The organism is Selenomonas oralis, assembly GCF_051603425.1.
GTDB classification, from domain to species: Bacteria; Bacillota; Negativicutes; order Selenomonadales; family Selenomonadaceae; genus Selenomonas; species Selenomonas sputigena_A.
In genome coordinates this window covers 35220-51556 of the sequence record NZ_CP194411.1, presented here as the reverse complement: position 1 = coordinate 51556, position 16337 = coordinate 35220, and the positions used below count along the sequence as shown (strand labels likewise).

15 protein-coding genes, 2 pseudogenes and 1 riboswitch are annotated in these 16337 nt (G+C 53.7%); of the genes and pseudogenes, 14 read left to right on the top strand and 3 right to left on the bottom strand.

Features of this window, described 5'->3' with window-relative positions:
- The first annotated feature begins 10 nt into the window (after nucleotides 1-10).
- The 9 genes from ribH to ACRTGH_RS00200 all read left to right on the top strand — a co-directional run bounded on the left by ribH (nucleotide 11) and on the right by ACRTGH_RS00200 (nucleotide 7496).
- On the top strand, nucleotides 11-478 hold the full coding sequence (ribH, locus tag ACRTGH_RS00235) for a 6,7-dimethyl-8-ribityllumazine synthase (RefSeq protein WP_368847685.1): 468 nt from the start codon (nucleotides 11-13) through the stop codon (nucleotides 476-478).
- 12 nt (nucleotides 479-490) lie between these two features.
- Nucleotides 491-1051 (top strand): phosphodiesterase, encoded by a 561-nt coding sequence (gene yfcE / locus ACRTGH_RS00230; protein ID WP_368847684.1) that lies wholly within the window; start codon nucleotides 491-493, stop codon nucleotides 1049-1051.
- A 13-nt stretch (nucleotides 1052-1064) separates the two neighbouring features.
- Complete coding sequence (cas6, locus tag ACRTGH_RS00225; RefSeq protein ID WP_368847683.1) at nucleotides 1065-1868, top strand: CRISPR system precrRNA processing endoribonuclease RAMP protein Cas6; 804 nt, start codon at nucleotides 1065-1067, stop codon at nucleotides 1866-1868.
- 378 nt (nucleotides 1869-2246) lie between these two features.
- Complete coding sequence (locus tag ACRTGH_RS12245; RefSeq protein ID WP_488657301.1) at nucleotides 2247-2540, top strand: transposase; 294 nt, start codon at nucleotides 2247-2249, stop codon at nucleotides 2538-2540.
- 78 nt (nucleotides 2541-2618) lie between these two features.
- Complete coding sequence (locus tag ACRTGH_RS00220; RefSeq protein WP_438474446.1) at nucleotides 2619-3218, top strand: transposase; 600 nt, start codon at nucleotides 2619-2621, stop codon at nucleotides 3216-3218.
- Nucleotides 3219-3253: 35 nt separating this feature from the next.
- Nucleotides 3254-3447, top strand: a riboswitch (cobalamin riboswitch).
- A 365-nt stretch (nucleotides 3448-3812) separates the two neighbouring features.
- Complete coding sequence (locus ACRTGH_RS00215) at nucleotides 3813-4982, top strand: ABC transporter substrate-binding protein (protein WP_368848036.1); 1170 nt, start codon at nucleotides 3813-3815, stop codon at nucleotides 4980-4982.
- 25 nt (nucleotides 4983-5007) lie between these two features.
- Nucleotides 5008-6048: a FecCD family ABC transporter permease gene (locus ACRTGH_RS00210; RefSeq protein WP_368848038.1), complete on the top strand. Its 1041-nt coding sequence runs from the start codon at nucleotides 5008-5010 to the stop codon at nucleotides 6046-6048.
- Nucleotides 6045-6821 carry an ABC transporter ATP-binding protein gene (locus ACRTGH_RS00205; RefSeq protein ID WP_368848035.1) on the top strand — a complete coding sequence of 259 codons (777 nt, stop codon included), beginning with the start codon at nucleotides 6045-6047 and terminating at the stop codon, nucleotides 6819-6821. Before ACRTGH_RS00210 ends, ACRTGH_RS00205 begins: the two co-directional genes overlap by 4 nt.
- 300 nt (nucleotides 6822-7121) lie before the next feature.
- On the top strand, nucleotides 7122-7496 hold the full coding sequence (locus ACRTGH_RS00200; protein ID WP_368848034.1) for a hypothetical protein: 375 nt from the start codon (nucleotides 7122-7124) through the stop codon (nucleotides 7494-7496).
- A gap of 246 nt (nucleotides 7497-7742) precedes the next feature.
- Here the strand turns inward: ACRTGH_RS00200 and ACRTGH_RS00195 are convergent, their stop codons facing one another.
- Nucleotides 7743-8504 carry an FkbM family methyltransferase gene (locus ACRTGH_RS00195; protein WP_368848033.1) on the bottom strand — a complete coding sequence of 254 codons (762 nt, stop codon included), beginning with the start codon at nucleotides 8502-8504 and terminating at the stop codon, nucleotides 7743-7745.
- Nucleotides 8505-8578: 74 nt separating this feature from the next.
- On the opposite strand from ACRTGH_RS00195, the pseudogene ACRTGH_RS00190 reads away from it, so the two are divergent.
- Nucleotides 8579-8683 (top strand): annotated as a pseudogene (locus ACRTGH_RS00190) (HNH endonuclease); the annotation flags it as partial.
- A gap of 22 nt (nucleotides 8684-8705) precedes the next feature.
- Here ACRTGH_RS00190 and ACRTGH_RS00185 read toward each other — a convergent pair.
- A pseudogene (locus ACRTGH_RS00185) lies at nucleotides 8706-8972 on the bottom strand (type II toxin-antitoxin system YafQ family toxin).
- Nucleotides 8965-9258, bottom strand: a complete 294-nt coding sequence (locus ACRTGH_RS00180) for a type II toxin-antitoxin system RelB/DinJ family antitoxin (protein ID WP_368848032.1) — start codon at nucleotides 9256-9258, stop codon at nucleotides 8965-8967. The pseudogene ACRTGH_RS00185 and the gene ACRTGH_RS00180 overlap by 8 nt, the downstream one beginning before the upstream one ends.
- A gap of 52 nt (nucleotides 9259-9310) precedes the next feature.
- Between ACRTGH_RS00180 and ACRTGH_RS00175 the strand changes: the two genes are divergently transcribed.
- The 4 genes from ACRTGH_RS00175 to brnQ all read left to right on the top strand — a co-directional run bounded on the left by ACRTGH_RS00175 (nucleotide 9311) and on the right by brnQ (nucleotide 16214).
- Nucleotides 9311-9580, top strand: coding sequence for a GNAT family N-acetyltransferase (locus ACRTGH_RS00175; protein ID WP_368848031.1), 270 nt, complete (start codon nucleotides 9311-9313; stop codon nucleotides 9578-9580).
- A gap of 253 nt (nucleotides 9581-9833) precedes the next feature.
- Nucleotides 9834-11885 (top strand): excinuclease ABC subunit UvrB, encoded by a 2052-nt coding sequence (uvrB, locus tag ACRTGH_RS00170; RefSeq protein WP_368848030.1) that lies wholly within the window; start codon nucleotides 9834-9836, stop codon nucleotides 11883-11885.
- Nucleotides 11886-12042: 157 nt separating this feature from the next.
- Nucleotides 12043-14883, top strand: a complete 2841-nt coding sequence (gene uvrA / locus ACRTGH_RS00165) for an excinuclease ABC subunit UvrA (protein WP_368848029.1) — start codon at nucleotides 12043-12045, stop codon at nucleotides 14881-14883.
- Nucleotides 14880-16214: a branched-chain amino acid transport system II carrier protein gene (gene brnQ / locus ACRTGH_RS00160; protein WP_368848028.1), complete on the top strand. Its 1335-nt coding sequence runs from the start codon at nucleotides 14880-14882 to the stop codon at nucleotides 16212-16214. The genes uvrA and brnQ overlap by 4 nt, the downstream gene beginning before the upstream one ends.
- Nucleotides 16215-16337 lie beyond the last annotated feature (123 nt).

Sequence of the window (16337 nt, the reverse complement as noted above, 5' to 3'; positions counted from 1 at the left end):
AGAGATAATCATGGCAAAGACGATCGAAGGTTTTATTACAGGCAAGGGACTTCATATCGGCATCGTGGCGGCTCGCTTCAATGAGTTCATCACGAGCAAGCTCTTGGGCGGTGCGCTCGATGCGCTGCATCGTCACGAGACGAAGGAAGATGACATCGACGTCGCTTGGGTGCCGGGTGCGTTCGAGATTCCCATTGTTGCCAAGAAGATGGCCGAGAGCGGCAAATACGATGCCGTGATTTGCCTCGGTGCAGTCATTCGCGGCGCGACGACGCATTATGATTATGTCTGCAATGAAGTGTCGAAAGGCGTCGCGCAGGTCGGGCTTTCGACGGGCGTGCCGACGCTCTTCGGCGTTCTGACGACGGAGAACATCGAGCAGGCGATCGAGCGTGCGGGCACGAAGGCCGGCAACAAGGGCGCGGATTGCGCTCTGGCGGCGATGGAGCTTGCGAGCCTCATGAAGAAGATCGGCTGAGGGGGCGAGGGCATGAAAATCGGCATCATCAGCGATACGCACGGCTGTGAAAAACGCTGGGAACTGGCCTATGAGAAGTTTTTCCATGACGCTGACCTCATCATCCATGCAGGCGACGTGCTTTATCACGGACCGCGGAACCCGATGAAGGAGGACTACAACCCTGCCGGGCTTGCTGAGAGGATCAACGCGAGCAGGCCGCCCGTCCTCATCTGCCGCGGCAACTGCGATTCCGAAGTCGACCAGCTCGTGCTTGAGACGCCGATTCAGGCGCCTTATGCTTATGTTTTCGCAGGCGGCAGGCGCATCGTCGCCACGCACGGGCATCTCATCGAGAGCGACGCGGCGAAGGACGAGGCGGCGCGCACGATGCGTGCCGATGTCTTCGTCACGGGGCATATCCATACGAACGTGCTCGAAAAGCGCGGCGATACCATTTTTCTCAATCCCGGCTCGCCGTCGCTTTCGAAGCGTGAGGACGGCAGAGCGACCATCGCAGTCATGACGGATGAGAAAATCGAGATTTTTGACCTTGACACAGGCGAGGCACTGATGGGACTGGACTTGTCATGAGGAGGAATTTCTTTTGATCGGGGCGGTCGTCTACGAGCTTCGGGCAGAGAGAGGGGCGCAGCTGCCTTTCTTTCACGGCAGATGGATGCACGGGCTTTTTTTCAAGATACTCGAAGCATATTCGCCGTCTCTCGCCGAGGATATCCACGAGAAGACGAATATCAAGCCGTTCACGGTGTCCCTGCTCAAGAGGGAAACGAAGCGGGAGTATGGCAAGGCGTCGGATGTGCACGAAGGCGAACGCATGAGATGGCGCATCACAGGCATGCAGGAGGAAGTGCTGCGGGCCGCATTTCATGTCCGGGAAGGCGGCCTGCTGCAGGCAGGGACGCTTCCCCTGCGCGTGGAGCACGTAGTGGCCGACGGCACGAAGGAGTCCGGCATACTCGATGAGATGGAGCTTGTCGCGAGGGTGCTTTCCGTCCGTCATATACAGGAAATCCAGATGCGCTTCCTCTCGCCGGTTTCCTTTCGGCGCGACGACAGGGATTATCCCTCGCCCGATCCCGTATTCATATTCTCGTCCCTCGTTGACAAATGGCAGCAGCTGGAGATGCCTGTGGAGATGGACAAGGATTGGGTGAGGGCGGCTGCCGCAGAGATTCTGCCGGGAGAATGGCAGGGCGCTGCACGGCGCGTCTACTTCGCCAGGGATCGCGGCATGCTCGCCTTTTCCGGCAAATACAACTTCGACGTCACGCGGCTCTCTGAGGAACAGCGGCAAGTCGCCCTGCTGCTCGCCCAATTCGCCACCTTCTCCGGCGTCGGCAGGCTCACGGGGCAGGGGTTTGGTGAAACACGAATCTGTTATCGCTAAACAAACGAAACCGCCGGTTCTTCCGGCGGTTTCGTTTGTTTAGCGGCAAAGAAGTTCGTACACCATCTTTATCGGCGCGTTTGCTCATGGGGGGAGGCATGGCAGGACGAGCGAGCGGCAATTTTGCGTCGGCCGGCTGCACCGTCCGAGAGCCCCTGATATGATCGGCAGATCGAAAGAAGCGCATCTCGCCTATAAGAAGCTGCGGCAGCTGGTTTCATAAGGGGCAGCAGATGAGACAGGAAAAGACGCGGCGGATGAAGCTGCAAAAGATACGGCAACGGGGCTGTCGCACATAAATCATGTGCGGCAGCTTTTTCGTGTACAAAAAGTGCCTCCGCCCTAGCAAAAGGGCGGAGGCGGGTGTAAAATAGACTTATGCAAAAAAACCTAATTTTACAACCAGCCTATACCGCATGGGGCGAAACTTATCAACCCTGCTTGCCCCTGAATTTTGAAATACAGATTCCCAAGAATGACCCGGTTCGCCTGCTCCGCCAATGTATCGGAGGGATGGATCTAACCGCGCTCTATCGCACCTATGGACGTATCGACAAAAATCTGGCGTCCCCCAGGCAACTGCTCGCCATTCTTATCTATTCTGGCATGAACCATCTCTTCAGCTCTCGAAGAATTGAGACGGCTTGCCGACGCGATGTGAACTTTCTTTAGAAGATGCGCAAGCAACTGAAACGTCTGCAGAAGGAGCAAGGCCTCGTCTTCGTTCATGGGAGTGGACGGCGCAAAAGCATGCTGCAAAAGATGCTGGAGAAACTGGACGAATTCATCGCACGCTGGAAAGATTACCAGAAAAAGCTCCGCATCATGGGAACGCGCAACAGCTTCGCCAAGACGGATCCCGATGCGACCTTTATGCGGATGAAAGAAGATGCGATGCGAAACGGACAACTGAAGCCGGCCTACAATATCCAATGCGGCGTCGATGCAGAATTCATCACATGGGCAACGGTTGGACCGCAACCGACAGATACGACGATGCTCATCCCGTTCCTAGAAGATTTTCATGCGCATACGAAGGAGCGCTATGCCAAGGTCATCGCCGACGCTGGTTATGAAAGCGAAGAGAACTACGTCTATCTCAAAGCGAATGGGCAGGCGGCCTACATCAAGCCGAACAACTACGAACGAGCAAAGACCCGGGCTTGGAAGAATGACATCGGGCGTTTCGAGAACATGACCTATCTCAGCGACGAAGACGCCTATCTCTGTGCCGACGGCAGGAAACTCACGGTTACGGGCACGAAGACGGTAAAGAGCAAGACCGGCTATGCGAGCGTCAAAACCTGCTACAAGGCAGACCCAATCCATCTGCCTGAAGGTTTTGATTGACACGTTACAAGTCTCATGTTATTATATAATAAAAATTTTATATGATTGAATTGGGTGTCTTTGGACTTAATAGGGAATTTGGTGCAAGCCAAAGCGGTCACGCCACTGTAGCAGCGAGCGACTTTGCAGAAGGACGCACAGCGTTCTTGGTCACTGAGAGTTTTTCTTGGGAAGGCGCAAAGAAACGATGAACTGAAGCCAGGAGAACTGCCTAGTTGACAATCACCGATTGACCTGCGAGTGACGGGGATGGAGATTTTGTATACATGGATGCTCATACTATGCCTGAGCTTATTCGGTATGGTGTTTTTTGAGCAGCTGAGATTACAGCCCGTTTCCTTTGGATGGGGAAACGGGCTTTTTGTATGGAGCGAGGGCGGCAGAGAACTTCATCGTGAACGCGCCGTTGCTGATGATATGGAGTGCAGAAAAATTATATAGAAGAAGGATCTGAATCCGGAGGCAGAAGAGAAGATTGGGGAGAAGGTGATGGCAGGAGCAAAGGCAAATTGTGTTTGACCGTATCCGGATCGGCAATGATTCGGTGGAATCAACAAGAGGTGGTCTCAAAAAATTAAAGAACGAGGTGTTTTCATGTTTCAGACAAAGAAGTATATGGTTTCCGTTGTTACGGTTCTTCTTCTGATGGTCAGCATGATTTTCACGGCCTGCGGAGGTTCAGGAGATGTGAAGAAGGATGCGGCGCAGAATGACAAGCCCATTGAGATTACGGATGTAACAGGACAGACAGTCACGTTGAAAAAGCCGGCAGAACGCGTCGTTGTGCAGTGGAGTGCTTCGGGCGGTGCGTTTATGACGATGGCGGCACTGACAGGCAAGGATGTTGCCAATATCATCGTTGGGATTGATCCGTCTTTAAGCAAATATCGTGTGGATATGTGGAATCATTTCAAAGCGGATCTTCCGGAATTGGAAAAGATTCCTCTCATCGGCGCTGTGAATGAAAAAACCTTCGATACGGAAAAGGTGATTTCTCTGAATCCGGATGTCATCTTTATCCCGTTGTACATGAAAGATCAGTACGAATCCGATGTGAAGCCGAAGATCGATGCAGCCGGAATACCGACTATTTATATCGACTATCATGCGGAGAAGCTTGAAAATCATCAGCGTTCGATTGAAGCCATCGGCAAGGCGTTGGGCAAGGAGGAGCGCGCGGAAGAGCTCAAGAAGTTTTATACGGAGCACGTGACAAGGGTCACCGACCGCGTCAATAAGATCAACAAGCCGAAACCGACGGTCTATATTGAGACGGGCAATGAAGGACCAGAAGGATTTGGCACTGCATACAGCAGCAAGGTTGCATGGGGTGCCTTGGCAACGGTGTGCGGCGCCGATCTCATTACAAAAGATGTAGTCGCATCGGCGGGTCCTGTCAATCCCGAATTTATTCTGGAAAAGGATCCCGACATCATCATGATCATGGGCTCCTATTGGCCGAAAAAGGCTACTGCCATGCGCCTCGGATTTGAAACAAGCGAAGAGAATTCTCAGGAGCTCTTGAAGGCATTTACACAGCGCGATGGTTGGAATCAGCTGAAAGCAGTCAAGAACAAGCAGATCTATTCGGCTCATCATGGATTGCCGCGTGAGGTCTACGACTGCGCTGTATTTGAGTATCTGGCCAAGACGTACTATCCCGAAGAGTTCGCAGATGTTGATCCGGAAGGCACGCTCAAGGAATTCTACGAAAAATTTCTTCCGTTCTCCTATGGGGGAATTTGGTTCATGCATTTGAATTAGGAAAGGGCTTAACATAGTGGAAGAGATGAAGGATCATTTTGACTACAAAAAGCAGAGTTACCGCAAAATCATCTTTATTTTGCTCGGGCTGCTGATTTGTGCAATAAGTTTTATGACCGACGTGATTGTAGGCCCGGCCTCGCTCACGCCACAGGATGTTTGGCTGGCGGTGATACAGTCGCCGGAGGTTTCCAAAAACGCGAATGTCATCGTTTGGTCGATTCGGCTTCCGACGGCCGTCATGGCTTTGCTCGTCGGGGCTTCTCTGGGGATTGCCGGGGCGGGAATGCAGACGATTCTCGATAATCCGCTCTCTAGCCCCTATACCCTCGGCATATCGGCAGGCGCGGGGTTCGGCGCCTCCCTCGTGGTTGTGGTCGGACTGAGCTCACTGGAGTTTCTGGGTGAGTTCATGGTGCCTTTCGGTGCGTTTATATTCGCAGGACTGACGAGTTTCTTCATATACTCCATCAATAAGATCAAGAGTTTTTCCTCTGAGACAATGATCCTTGCCGGTATTGGCATGATGTTCTTGTTCCAGGCGCTTCAATCTCTGATGCAGTATATGGCAACGCCCGAAGCTCTCCAGAACATTGTTTTTTGGACGATGGGCAGTCTGTCAAAAGCAACTTGGCTGAACATCTCCATTGTTTTCATCGTACTGCTCCTGATGCTTCCGCTTATGATGCGCGAATCGTGGCGGCTGACGGCACTGAAGCTGGGGGATGAAAAGGCCGCCGGTTTGGGGATCAATGTCGAGCGTCTGAGAGTCAAAGTTTTTCTTTTCATATCGATCATCACCGCAGTCGCCGTGTCCTTCGTGGGAACGATCGGCTTTATCGGCATCGTCGGACCGCATATTGCGAGGATGCTGGTCGGTGAGGATCAGCGGTATTTCCTGCCTCTCTCTGCAGTGTGCGGAATGGCGATCTTATCGCTGGCGTCCATTGGCAGTAAAATGCTGATTCCCGGGGCGATGTTTCCGATTGGTATTGTGACGGCAATCATCGGTGTCCCCTTTTTCTTCTCGTTGGTATTGACTAGGAAAAGGAGTTATTTCAAATGATTGAAGTTCATAATTTGACCTTTGGATATTCCTCCGATTCCCAAAAGAATATATTGCGGGGTGTTGATTTTGTTGCTCAGACCGGAAAACTGACGGCTGTAATCGGAACGAACGGCGCAGGGAAATCAACGCTCTTGAAAACGATCATAGGAATCTTGTCGGGCAAAGGGGATATCCGCATCAACGGCAAGCTGGCTGAGACATATTCGTCCGAGGAACTCAGCAGCACGGTAAGCTATCTGTCTCAGGACAACGACTGCAAAATCAATCTGACGGTCTTTGAGATCGTCATGCTGGGGCGTATGGGCTCGCTGTCTTTCCGCGTCAAAGAGGAAGATATTCGAGCGACGGAGGAAGTGCTGCAGCGGTTGAATATGCAGGAGCTTGCTTCTCGCAGCATCATGGCTCTGAGCGGAGGGCAGCGGCAGCTTGTGTTTATTGCGCAGGCACTGGTAAGGGAACCTACGGTATTGCTGTTCGACGAACCTACCAGTGCGCTGGATTTGCATAAGCAATTCAAGCTGCTGACCTTATTGAAAAGATTGACCCGCGAAAATCAATTTACGACATTGGTAACGTTGCACCATCTCGATTTGGCCGCGAAATTTGCTGATGAGATTATCATTTTACAGAAGGGGGAAGTGTACGCTCAGGGGGAGCCGCGTGAGATTTTCACGGAGTCCATGATGGAAGAGGTATATCGTGTCAAAACGAAAATTTATGTCGATGAGCATAGTATGCCGCATGTGATTCCGCTCGAGGCGATTACTTGATTATAAAATGCGATCCATACATCGGCTCGGAAAAAGAGCCTGTTCCATGGGATGGCAAATGGAATCTTGCTATCCGGTCTCCCTGAATTCGATGCTGCAGGGTTATTCACGAAGATGGAAACACCTTTGTTCGTATATAATTCCTCATACGAAACAGCGAGGAGCTAAAAAGTTTTTCCACCCTGTCATTTATGACAGGGTGCTTATTATTTGATTATGATATAATAAAAACAAGAAATCCGGCGTTTGAGTGGATTTGCGCACGGATTGATTTTAAAATTTTTCAAAGGAGGAACCATTATGAAACTGAAGAAAATCCTTTCCGCGACATTTGCGATGTTGCTGCTCTCGTCCAGCCTCTGCTTTGCCTCTGTGGAGCGCTATTCGATCAGCGAAAGCACGATGAAGACGAAATGCACGGATCAGGCGCGCTCCTCTGTCTATGTGAAGAATGGCAGCAGCTACACCGAGTATTGGTGCACTCGCTCGGGCAAGGCTGGCGCTGAGGAAATCGCTGCGGCATTGAGAGATGGTATGGAAGTATACACACCGAATAGGGTCATTTACAGCACATGGAAATCCATGGGCCTCGTGCGCGATCTGGGCAGCATGCGCGTTCCCGGTGTCGATGTCTACCATTTCATTTTCCAGGCTCCTGCTCCTGTTATCAACTGAATGCAGTATGCACCTCGTCCATAGGACACTGAGATAAGTATATAGACGAAGAGCAGCCGCGCCGAAAGAGGCTTTCCGCCTCCTGGGAGCGGTTGCTTTTTTTTGTTCGATAATTTCTGAAAATGAAAGAGAGAATCTCCTGCTTGAATCTCGTCATCCAGATGTGCTCCTACGTTGCGCACATGGAGCGCAGTATGAATCATCCGCACGGCGATTGGACGTATCGCACCCGATTTTCCACAACACCTACCGATCCGAAAGCAATCGTGTATCAACAAGATATGTCCCATGAAACACCTTCGCAACGACACGGTATTCTCTCTCTATCAGGAACGAGATCGTCGGATCTCGATAGATGTCCTGCATATCACTGAACTCATCTGTAAGGCATTCCACCACTATGATTTTGGGACGATACCGTTCCCAATCGTTTCCCTGAACGACGGCGTACTCGTAATCCTCGACATCAATGTCCATGATATCAATGCTCCGCCCCCTCATAGCGGGTATATATTCGTCTAAAATATCCTGTAAGCGCATGACGGGAACCTCCCTCTTGGAAATGAGCCGTGATATGCCATTTCGAATATTATACTCTGCCTGCTGTTCGTTCATTGTATTGTAGGACGATGTATCGAATGAATAATATGTCATTGTTCCTGTCTGGTCAGAACATCCAACGTTGAGATTGATATCGTTCGGACGCATCTTTTGAAAGGCCGCTATGCTCTCTGGCAATGGGTCTATATTAATTCCCCGCCACCCTTCCTCATAAAACCGCAGCGTATTTGAGTATAGCACGGGATGATTCGCCCCGACATCAACATACCCACCCTTTTCGATGCCGAACAATGCCGCCAGTCTCGCTAAAATAAGATCCTCGCAATTCGTTGAAAATGTCTCATCTACGACATGAAATCCATATCGACCAATGGTTTTTTGCAATCTATAGGTATTCTTGTAGAGAGGATATATCCTCTCCCAAATGCTTTTCAGTTTCTGTTTCATAAAAATTCACCTTTCACTCACATTTCTTCTTTTTTGCTCGAAATAATGTGACATGCTGGATTTTCCCAACTTTATACATCAAGCCGTTCGGCGATGGCGGCACGCATGACGAGAGCAATTTGATGTCGCTTTGCGTTTCGTGTCATGAAAAGATTCATCAGAGGAGCAGAGAAAGATAAAAGCCGACTCGAAAAAAATCGGCTAGAAGAGGTGGACGTGTGAACCTGTGCGGGAAGCGGTTAGGATAAGCTGTCCCTTGTCGATGGCATAGACGAGCAACCAGTCGGAGCGACATGGCATTCACGAAACCCGATGTAATCACCGACAAGAGCATGGTCACGATGCTTTTCAGACAAGGGTTCTTCTGCGCAGAGCGTTTGCAGGACAGCGTCAAGTTTACGAATATTCGCGCTTTCGCAGGCGTTTCAAGTCCTTGCGAAATTGGGTGGTGGTCACGAGTTCAAGCATCGCTGCCCCCCGCATCCAAATCTTTTAGAAGTGCATCTAGGGAACGATAGCGTTTCTCTTTGATTTTCCCGTCCATGATGTCACGCGCTTCCCGCATGGCGAGAAGCGTCTTTTTGTTGTATCGTGGCTGTTTCGGCTGGAAGGGGAAGCCGCCCTCCATGATGGAAGCGTGCAGAAAGATATTGATGGCGTCGGTGATGGATATGCCGAAGCTGGAAAAGACCTCCTCGGCTTGGGCTTTCACCGCAGGCTCGATGCGCATGTTGATGGTGGCCGTTTTGGTCATGATACGATCCCACCTTTCGTTCATTGTAATGCGAAAGTGAAGCAAATGCAAGTTGGTTTTTTACATCCCCCGGGGCGTTGAAATCTCTAAAACCGCGCCATTGCCGGACCGGCGATGGCGCACGCGCAAAAAAAGCGACTATCATGGGCAGGGCATTGCCGGAAGATTGGTGGAGATGGCAAAGGAAAAATACAAAGACTATCTGTATTTTGAAATTATGCCGGAAGAGAGCAAGAAGGCCGCCTTCTATGAGAAACATGGTTTTCAGATCATGAAGGATGGCGTGGCGATGCAGATTTGCAATTTTGCTAACCGGATGTAATCCTTCGTGCAGATCGTTTCCATCATCTTTGACACTGGGACAATGGTAAAAATTTGCCAAAGATTACAAGGAATGCTTGCCCACAACGGGAATTAGCAAAAACAGCCGCGCCGAAAGAGGCTTTCCGCCTCCTTGGTGCGGTTGCTTTTTTTTGTTCGTTCGATATAATGAAGGTAGTTGTTCAGCAAGAACAGAGCCGTGTGGGTGCGGCAAATGGACGTATGGATTTACAGCATTTACAGGAGGCGCACGCATGGCGATTTTGCCTAAGCTCAATACGATGGAGTTTGATAAGGAGATACCGTTTGAGGTTTCGGCGCCTTTTGAGCCGATGGGGGATCAGCCGCGTGCGATTCGGGATCTGGCGGCGGGCATCGAGAACGGGCAGGAGGCGCAGGTGCTTCTCGGCGCTACGGGTACGGGCAAGACGTACACGATCGCCAAGACGATCGAGCGCGTGCAGAAGCCGACGCTTGTCATCGCGCACAATAAGACGCTGGCGGCGCAGCTGGCGAGTGAGTTCAAGGCGTTCTTTCCGAAGAATTATGTCGGCTACTTTGTCAGCTACTACGATTACTACCAGCCTGAGGCGTATATTCCTTCGACGGACACTTATATCGAAAAGGATGCGTCGATCAACGATGAGATCGACGAGCTGCGTCACTCGGCGACGTGCTCGCTCTTCGAGCGGCGCGACTGCATCATCGTCGCGAGCGTTTCGTGCATTTACGGTCTTGGCTCGCCCGAGAGCTACCATGAGATGGTCTTGTCCCTGCACAAGGGGCAGACGGTCGCGCGTGAGGACATCCTGCGAAAGCTCGTCGCCATTCAGTATGAGCGCAACGACATCGCTTTTGAGCGCGGCCGCTTCCGCGTGCGCGGCGATGTCATCGAAGTATTCCCCGCAGGCTGGAACAACCGTGCCGTGCGCATCGAGCTTTTCGGCGACGAGGTTGAACGCATCATTGAGTTCGACGTCCTGACCGGAGAGATCTACGGTGAGCGCACGCATTCGATGGTCTTTCCTGCTTCGCACTATGTGACAAAGAAGGAGGACATGGAAATCGCCATGGCGGCGATCGACGAGGAGAAGATCGCGCAGGTTGCGCGTTTCAAGGAAGAGGGCAAGCTGCTTGAGGCGCAGCGCATTGAGCAGCGCACGAACTACGACCTTGAAATGATGCAGGAGATGGGATACTGCTCGGGCATCGAGAATTATTCGCGCCACCTCACGCATCGTCCGGCGGGTGCAGCGCCGTATACGCTGCTCGATTACTTCCCGGACGATTTCCTCATCGTCATGGACGAGAGTCATGTGACGATGCCGCAGCTCAAGGCGATGCTCAACGGCGACCGTTCGCGCAAGATTTCGCTTGTGGAAAACGGCTTTCGTCTGCCGTCCGCCTTTGACAATCGTCCGCTATCCTTCGAGGAGTTCGAGCAGCGCATTAATCAGATCATCTACATCTCGGCGACGCCTGCAAAATATGAGCTGGAAAAGGCGCAGCAGGTCGTCGAGCAGATCATCCGCCCGACGGGGCTGCTCGATCCCATCGTCGAGGTGCGGCCTTTGGCGGGGCAGATGGACGATCTACTGTCGGAGATCCGCATTCGTGCAAAGAAGGACGAGCGCGTGCTCGTGACGACGCTGACGAAGAAGATGGCGGAAAACCTCACGGACTACCTGAAGGACATGCAGGTGCGCGTGCGCTATCTGCATTCGGATATTGCGACGTTCGAGCGCGCCGAGATCATCCACGACCTGCGCGCGGGTAAGTTCGATGTGCTCGTCGGCATCAACCTGCTGCGCGAGGGACTCGATATGCCCGAGGTGTCGCTCGTGGCAATTCTCGACGCGGACAAGGAGGGCTTCCTGCGCTCCGATACGTCGCTGATCCAGACGATCGGGCGTGCGGCGCGAAATGCGGGCGGCAGGGTCATCCTCTACGCCGACCGCATCACGGACTCGATGAAGCGCGCCATGGACGAGACGGAGCGCCGCCGCGGTGTGCAGCAGGCGTACAACGAGGAGCACGGCGTCACGCCGAAGACCATCGTTAAGCCCGTCGTGCCGCTGATTGAAACGACGCTCGTCGCCGAGAGCCGCGCCTCCTACGGCGAAGATTCCGACGGCAAGAAAAAGAAGAAGCTCACGAAAAAGCAGAAGGAGTCGCTGATCCGCACGCTGCTCGCGCAGATGCAGACGGCCTCGCGCGCTTTGGAATTCGAGCGCGCCGCAGAGCTGCGCGACATGATCATCGAGTTGGAAGGCTCCTTGCCTGGCAAGAAGAAAAAGGGCGCGTGACCCATTCGCTTATGATTTTGCAGCTCCCGGCCGGATTCTTTGGCTGGGAGCTTTTCTGCGCAAGGATAAACCGGCTTTGTTTCATAAAAAGGCTTCAACTTCTCCGGTCTTTCCTATATAATAGGTGGGAACGCAAGAAGTTGGAGGAACGTTATTTATGGAGAATGTCATTCATATACAGGGCGCACGCGCCCATAATTTGAAGAATATCGATGTAGATATCCCGCGCGACAAGCTTGTTGTCGTCACGGGGCTTTCGGGGTCGGGCAAATCCTCGCTCGCTTTTGATACGATCTATGCGGAAGGGCAGCGGCGCTACGTGGAGTCGCTTTCTTCCTATGCGCGGCAGTTTCTCGGGCAGATGGACAAGCCTGATGTGGACAATATCGAAGGGCTTTCCCCGGCGATTTCTATAGACCAGAAGACGACGAGCCGCAATCCGCGCTCGACGGTCGGTACGGTGACGGAGATTTATGATTACATGCGCCTCATGTTTGCGCGTGCCGGACGACCGCACTGCCCTAAGTGCGGCAAGCCCATTGCCCAGCAGACGGTCGATCAGATGCTTGACAAGCTGGAGGAGCTTCCTGAGAGAACGAAGCTCCTCGTTATGGCGCAGGTCGTCCGGGGCAAGAAGGGGGAACACAAGAAGATTCTTGACCATATCCGGCGTGAAGGATATGTGCGCGTACGCATCGATGGGGAAGTCTACGACCTTGGCGAAGATATCCAGCTGGAGAAAGCGAAGAAGCATACGATCGAGGTCGTCGTCGACCGCCTTGTCGTGCGCGAGGGCATCGAGCAGCGTCTGGCAGATTCCCTTGAGACGGCGCTGAAGATGGGCGAGGGCGTCGTCTATGTGCAGATCGTCGGCGGTGAGCTTTTGATGTTCAGCGAGAATTTCGCGTGCATCGACTGCGGCATCAGCCTGCCGGAAATCACGCCGCGCATGTTCTCTTTCAACAGTCCTTTTGGCGCCTGCCCGACTTGCAGCGGCCTCGGCAGCAATATGGAGTTCGATTTGGATCTTGTGCTGCCTGACGAGTCCCTTTCCTTGGCCGAAGGCGTCTTTGCACCGCTCTCGAAGAATCTCAATACATATGCCAACTGCCAGATGGAAGCTGTGCTGAAACATTACGGCTATACGGTCGACACGCCTTTTCGCGATGTGGAAAAGAAGGTGCAGGAACTGCTTCTCTACGGTACGGGCGAGGAGAAGTTCGAATTCGGCTATGAGAATATGTTCGGCGAATATAAGATGCACCATTCGGCTTTCGATGGCGTTATGCCGATGCTTGCGCGGCGCTACCGTGAGACGGATACGGACGCGATGCGCGAGGATTACGAGAACTACATGACGATCACGCCGTGCCCTGCGTGCCGTGGTGCACGCCTTCGCCCGGAGGTGCTCTCCGTCAAGGTTGGCGGCAGGAACATCGCGGAGGTCACACAGCTGACGATCCAAGAGTGCGATGAATTTTTTACGGGGCTTTCCCTTACGGAGCGCGAGGCGAAAATCGCCGTGCAGATATTGAAAGAGATTCATGCCAGGCTGGGCTTCCTGCTGAATGTCGGCCTTGAGTATCTGACGCTTTCGCGTGCGGCCGGAACGCTTTCGGGCGGCGAGGCGCAGCGCATCCGTCTTGCGACACAGATCGGCTCGGGGCTCATGGGAGTGCTCTACATTCTCGACGAACCGAGCATCGGCCTGCATCAACGCGACAACAACCGACTTCTGTCGGCTCTGCAGCATCTTCGGGATCTCGGCAATACGCTCATTGTCGTGGAGCATGACGAGGATACGATGTACGCTGCAGACCATATCATCGACATCGGCCCAGGCGCGGGCGCACACGGCGGACGCATCGTGGCTGAGGGAACGGCGGAGGAGATCAAGAAGGTTCCCGAATCCGTTACAGGGCAGTATCTCGCCCGCCGAAAGTTCATCCCTGTGCCGAGCCGCAGGCGGCCGGGCAACGGCAACGTCGTCGAGATCGTCGGCGCGGCAGAGAATAACCTCAAGAATATCCGCGTGAAATTTCCTCTCGGGGAACTCATTCTTGTCACGGGCGTCTCGGGCTCGGGCAAGTCGACGCTCGTCAACGAGATCCTTTACAAGGGCATTGCCTCGCGTCTTTACCACGCGAAGGGAAAGCCTGGAAAGCATAAGAAAATCCTCGGGTTGGAGCATATCGACAAGATCATAGACATCGACCAGCAGCCGATCGGGCGGACGCCGCGCTCGAATCCCGCGACGTACACGGGCGTGTTCGACGCCATTCGCCAGCTGTTCAGCCAGACGGCGGAAGCGAGGATGCGCGGCTACAAGCCCGGGCGTTTCAGTTTCAACGTCAAGGGCGGGCGCTGTGAGGCATGCCGCGGCGACGGCATCATCAAGATCGAGATGCACTTTTTGCCCGACGTCTATGTGCCGTGCGAAGTCTGCAAGGGAGCGCGCTACAACCGCGAAACGCTTGAGGTGCGCTACAAGGGAAAGACCATTGCAGACGTTCTAGATATGGTCGTCGATGAGGCCGTGGAATTCTTCAAGAATATTCCGCGCATCCAGACGAAGCTCAAGGTCATCCAGGATGTCGGTCTGGGTTATATCAAGCTCGGACAGAGCGCAACGACGCTCTCGGGCGGTGAGGCGCAGCGCGTGAAGCTTGCGACGGAGCTGGCGCGCCGCTCCACGGGGCGCACGCTCTATATCCTGGACGAGCCGACGACAGGACTTCATACGGCAGATATCGCGAAGCTTCTGGGTATCCTGCACCGCCTTGTTGACGGCGGCGACACGGTCGTCGTCATCGAGCACAATCTTGATGTCATCAAGACGGCCGACCATATCATCGATCTCGGTCCGGAAGGCGGCAGCGGCGGCGGCACGATTGTGGCGGAAGGCCGCCCCGAGGAGATTGTGAAGGTGAAAGCGTCGTATACGGGCAAGTTCTTGAAGCCCATGTTGGAAGAGAATTTTGAGAGGAATGTGAAATGAATCGATTGAAGAAAAAGGATTTGCTTACGTTAGGTTTCATGATGTTCTCCGTCTTTTTCGGGGCGGGAAATCTCATCTTTCCGCCCGCCCTGGGGCAGGCGGCGGGTGTGAACACGCTGCCCGCCATGCTGGGCTTCATGACAACGGGCGTCGGACTGCCGCTCCTCGGCATCATGGCGATCGCGCTCGCAGGCGGTGAATATGTACCGCTCCTGCGCAGGCGGACGTTCCCCTGGTTTGCGACGGCGCTTCTCATCATTCTATATCTCATCATCGGCCCTTTGTTTGCCATGCCCAGGACGGGCGCAGTCTCCTTCGAGATCGGGATTCGTCCCTTCGTCGACACGGACGATGTCACGATTCCGCAGCTCATCTATACGGCGTTTTTCTTTGGTGCGTCATATTACTTGTCGCTCAATCCGAACAAGCTTATCGATCGAGTGGGCAAGATGCTCACGCCGGCGCTTCTCGTCGTGCTCGTGATCCTCTTCCTGCGCGCATTCGGCTCGCCTTTGGGCGATGTGCTCGAAGCTACGGGACCCTACGTCGACGCGCCGTACGCGCAGGGCTTTCAGGACGGCTACCAGACAATGGATCTTCTCGCGACCATCGCCATCGGTGCGCTCGTCGTCGGCGCCGTACGCTATCGCGGCGTGACAGATACGCATGCCATCGGCAAGGCGTGCCTTGCGGCGGGCATTATCACCGTATTCCTTATGGCGTGCGTTTACGGCTCTTTGGCGTATCTTGGGGCGACGAGCGTGACGGTTCTTGGCCACTCGGAAAACGGCGGACAGCTCCTTGCCGGAGCCGTGCGCCTGTTCTTCGGCGCGGCGGGCAACGTGCTCCTCGCGCTGATCATCATCCTCGCGTGCATCACGACGTGCTGCGGTATCACTTCGAGTGCTGCGATGTTCTTCCATAAGCTCTTCAAAAAGAAGATTTCCTATGAGCGACTGCTGCTCTTCTCCATCCTCTTCAGCTTCGGCGCATCGAACATCGGTCTTACGCAGATCATCGCGCTTGCCGTGCCGTTCCTTGTAGCGATCTACCCGCTGGTCATCGTCTTTGTCCTGCTCTCGCTTTTCGACCGCTTCATCGGCTGGCGCAGCAGCATATATCAAGGCGCCGTTCTCTTCACGCTCGCTTTCTCTCTGACCGATGCGCTGCATGCTGCAGGCTTGGGGCCGGCAGCCCTCTACGGACTGCTCACGCAGTACGTTCCCTTCTACGGCGTCATGATGGGCTGGGTCTGCCCCGCTGTCTTGGGCGCCGTGCTCGGCTTCTTCGTTTCGCTGGGGCAGAAGGAGCCTGCGGCGAAGGAAGCATAGTTTCGTGGCGCACAAGACGCTGCATCTATGGTAAACTATACGCACAAACGGCCACTTTGTGGACATTATGTGCCGCCCGTGCAGAAACCGAGCCAATCGGTCTGCGCCTATGGCTTGGCCTTT

Bases quoted from the DNA above. Each gene is read 5' to 3' on its own strand.
- uvrB (WP_368848030.1), top strand. From the start codon at position 9,834: ATGGCGATTTTGCCTAAGCTCAATACGATGGAGTTTGATAAGGAGATA.
- ACRTGH_RS12245 (WP_488657301.1), top strand. From the start codon at position 2,247: ATGCAAAAAAACCTAATTTTACAACCAGCCTATACCGCATGGGGCGAA.
- ACRTGH_RS00205 (WP_368848035.1), top strand. From the start codon at position 6,045: ATGATTGAAGTTCATAATTTGACCTTTGGATATTCCTCCGATTCCCAA.
- ACRTGH_RS00195 (WP_368848033.1), bottom strand. From the start codon at position 8,504: ATGAAACAGAAACTGAAAAGCATTTGGGAGAGGATATATCCTCTCTAC.
- ACRTGH_RS00220 (WP_438474446.1), top strand. From the start codon at position 2,619: ATGCTGCAAAAGATGCTGGAGAAACTGGACGAATTCATCGCACGCTGG.
- ribH (WP_368847685.1), top strand. From the start codon at position 11: ATGGCAAAGACGATCGAAGGTTTTATTACAGGCAAGGGACTTCATATC.
- uvrA (WP_368848029.1), top strand. From the start codon at position 12,043: ATGGAGAATGTCATTCATATACAGGGCGCACGCGCCCATAATTTGAAG.
- yfcE (WP_368847684.1), top strand. From the start codon at position 491: ATGAAAATCGGCATCATCAGCGATACGCACGGCTGTGAAAAACGCTGG.
- ACRTGH_RS00210 (WP_368848038.1), top strand. From the start codon at position 5,008: ATGAAGGATCATTTTGACTACAAAAAGCAGAGTTACCGCAAAATCATC.
- ACRTGH_RS00180 (WP_368848032.1), bottom strand. From the start codon at position 9,258: ATGACCAAAACGGCCACCATCAACATGCGCATCGAGCCTGCGGTGAAA.
- brnQ (WP_368848028.1), top strand. From the start codon at position 14,880: ATGAATCGATTGAAGAAAAAGGATTTGCTTACGTTAGGTTTCATGATG.
- ACRTGH_RS00200 (WP_368848034.1), top strand. From the start codon at position 7,122: ATGAAACTGAAGAAAATCCTTTCCGCGACATTTGCGATGTTGCTGCTC.
- ACRTGH_RS00215 (WP_368848036.1), top strand. From the start codon at position 3,813: ATGTTTCAGACAAAGAAGTATATGGTTTCCGTTGTTACGGTTCTTCTT.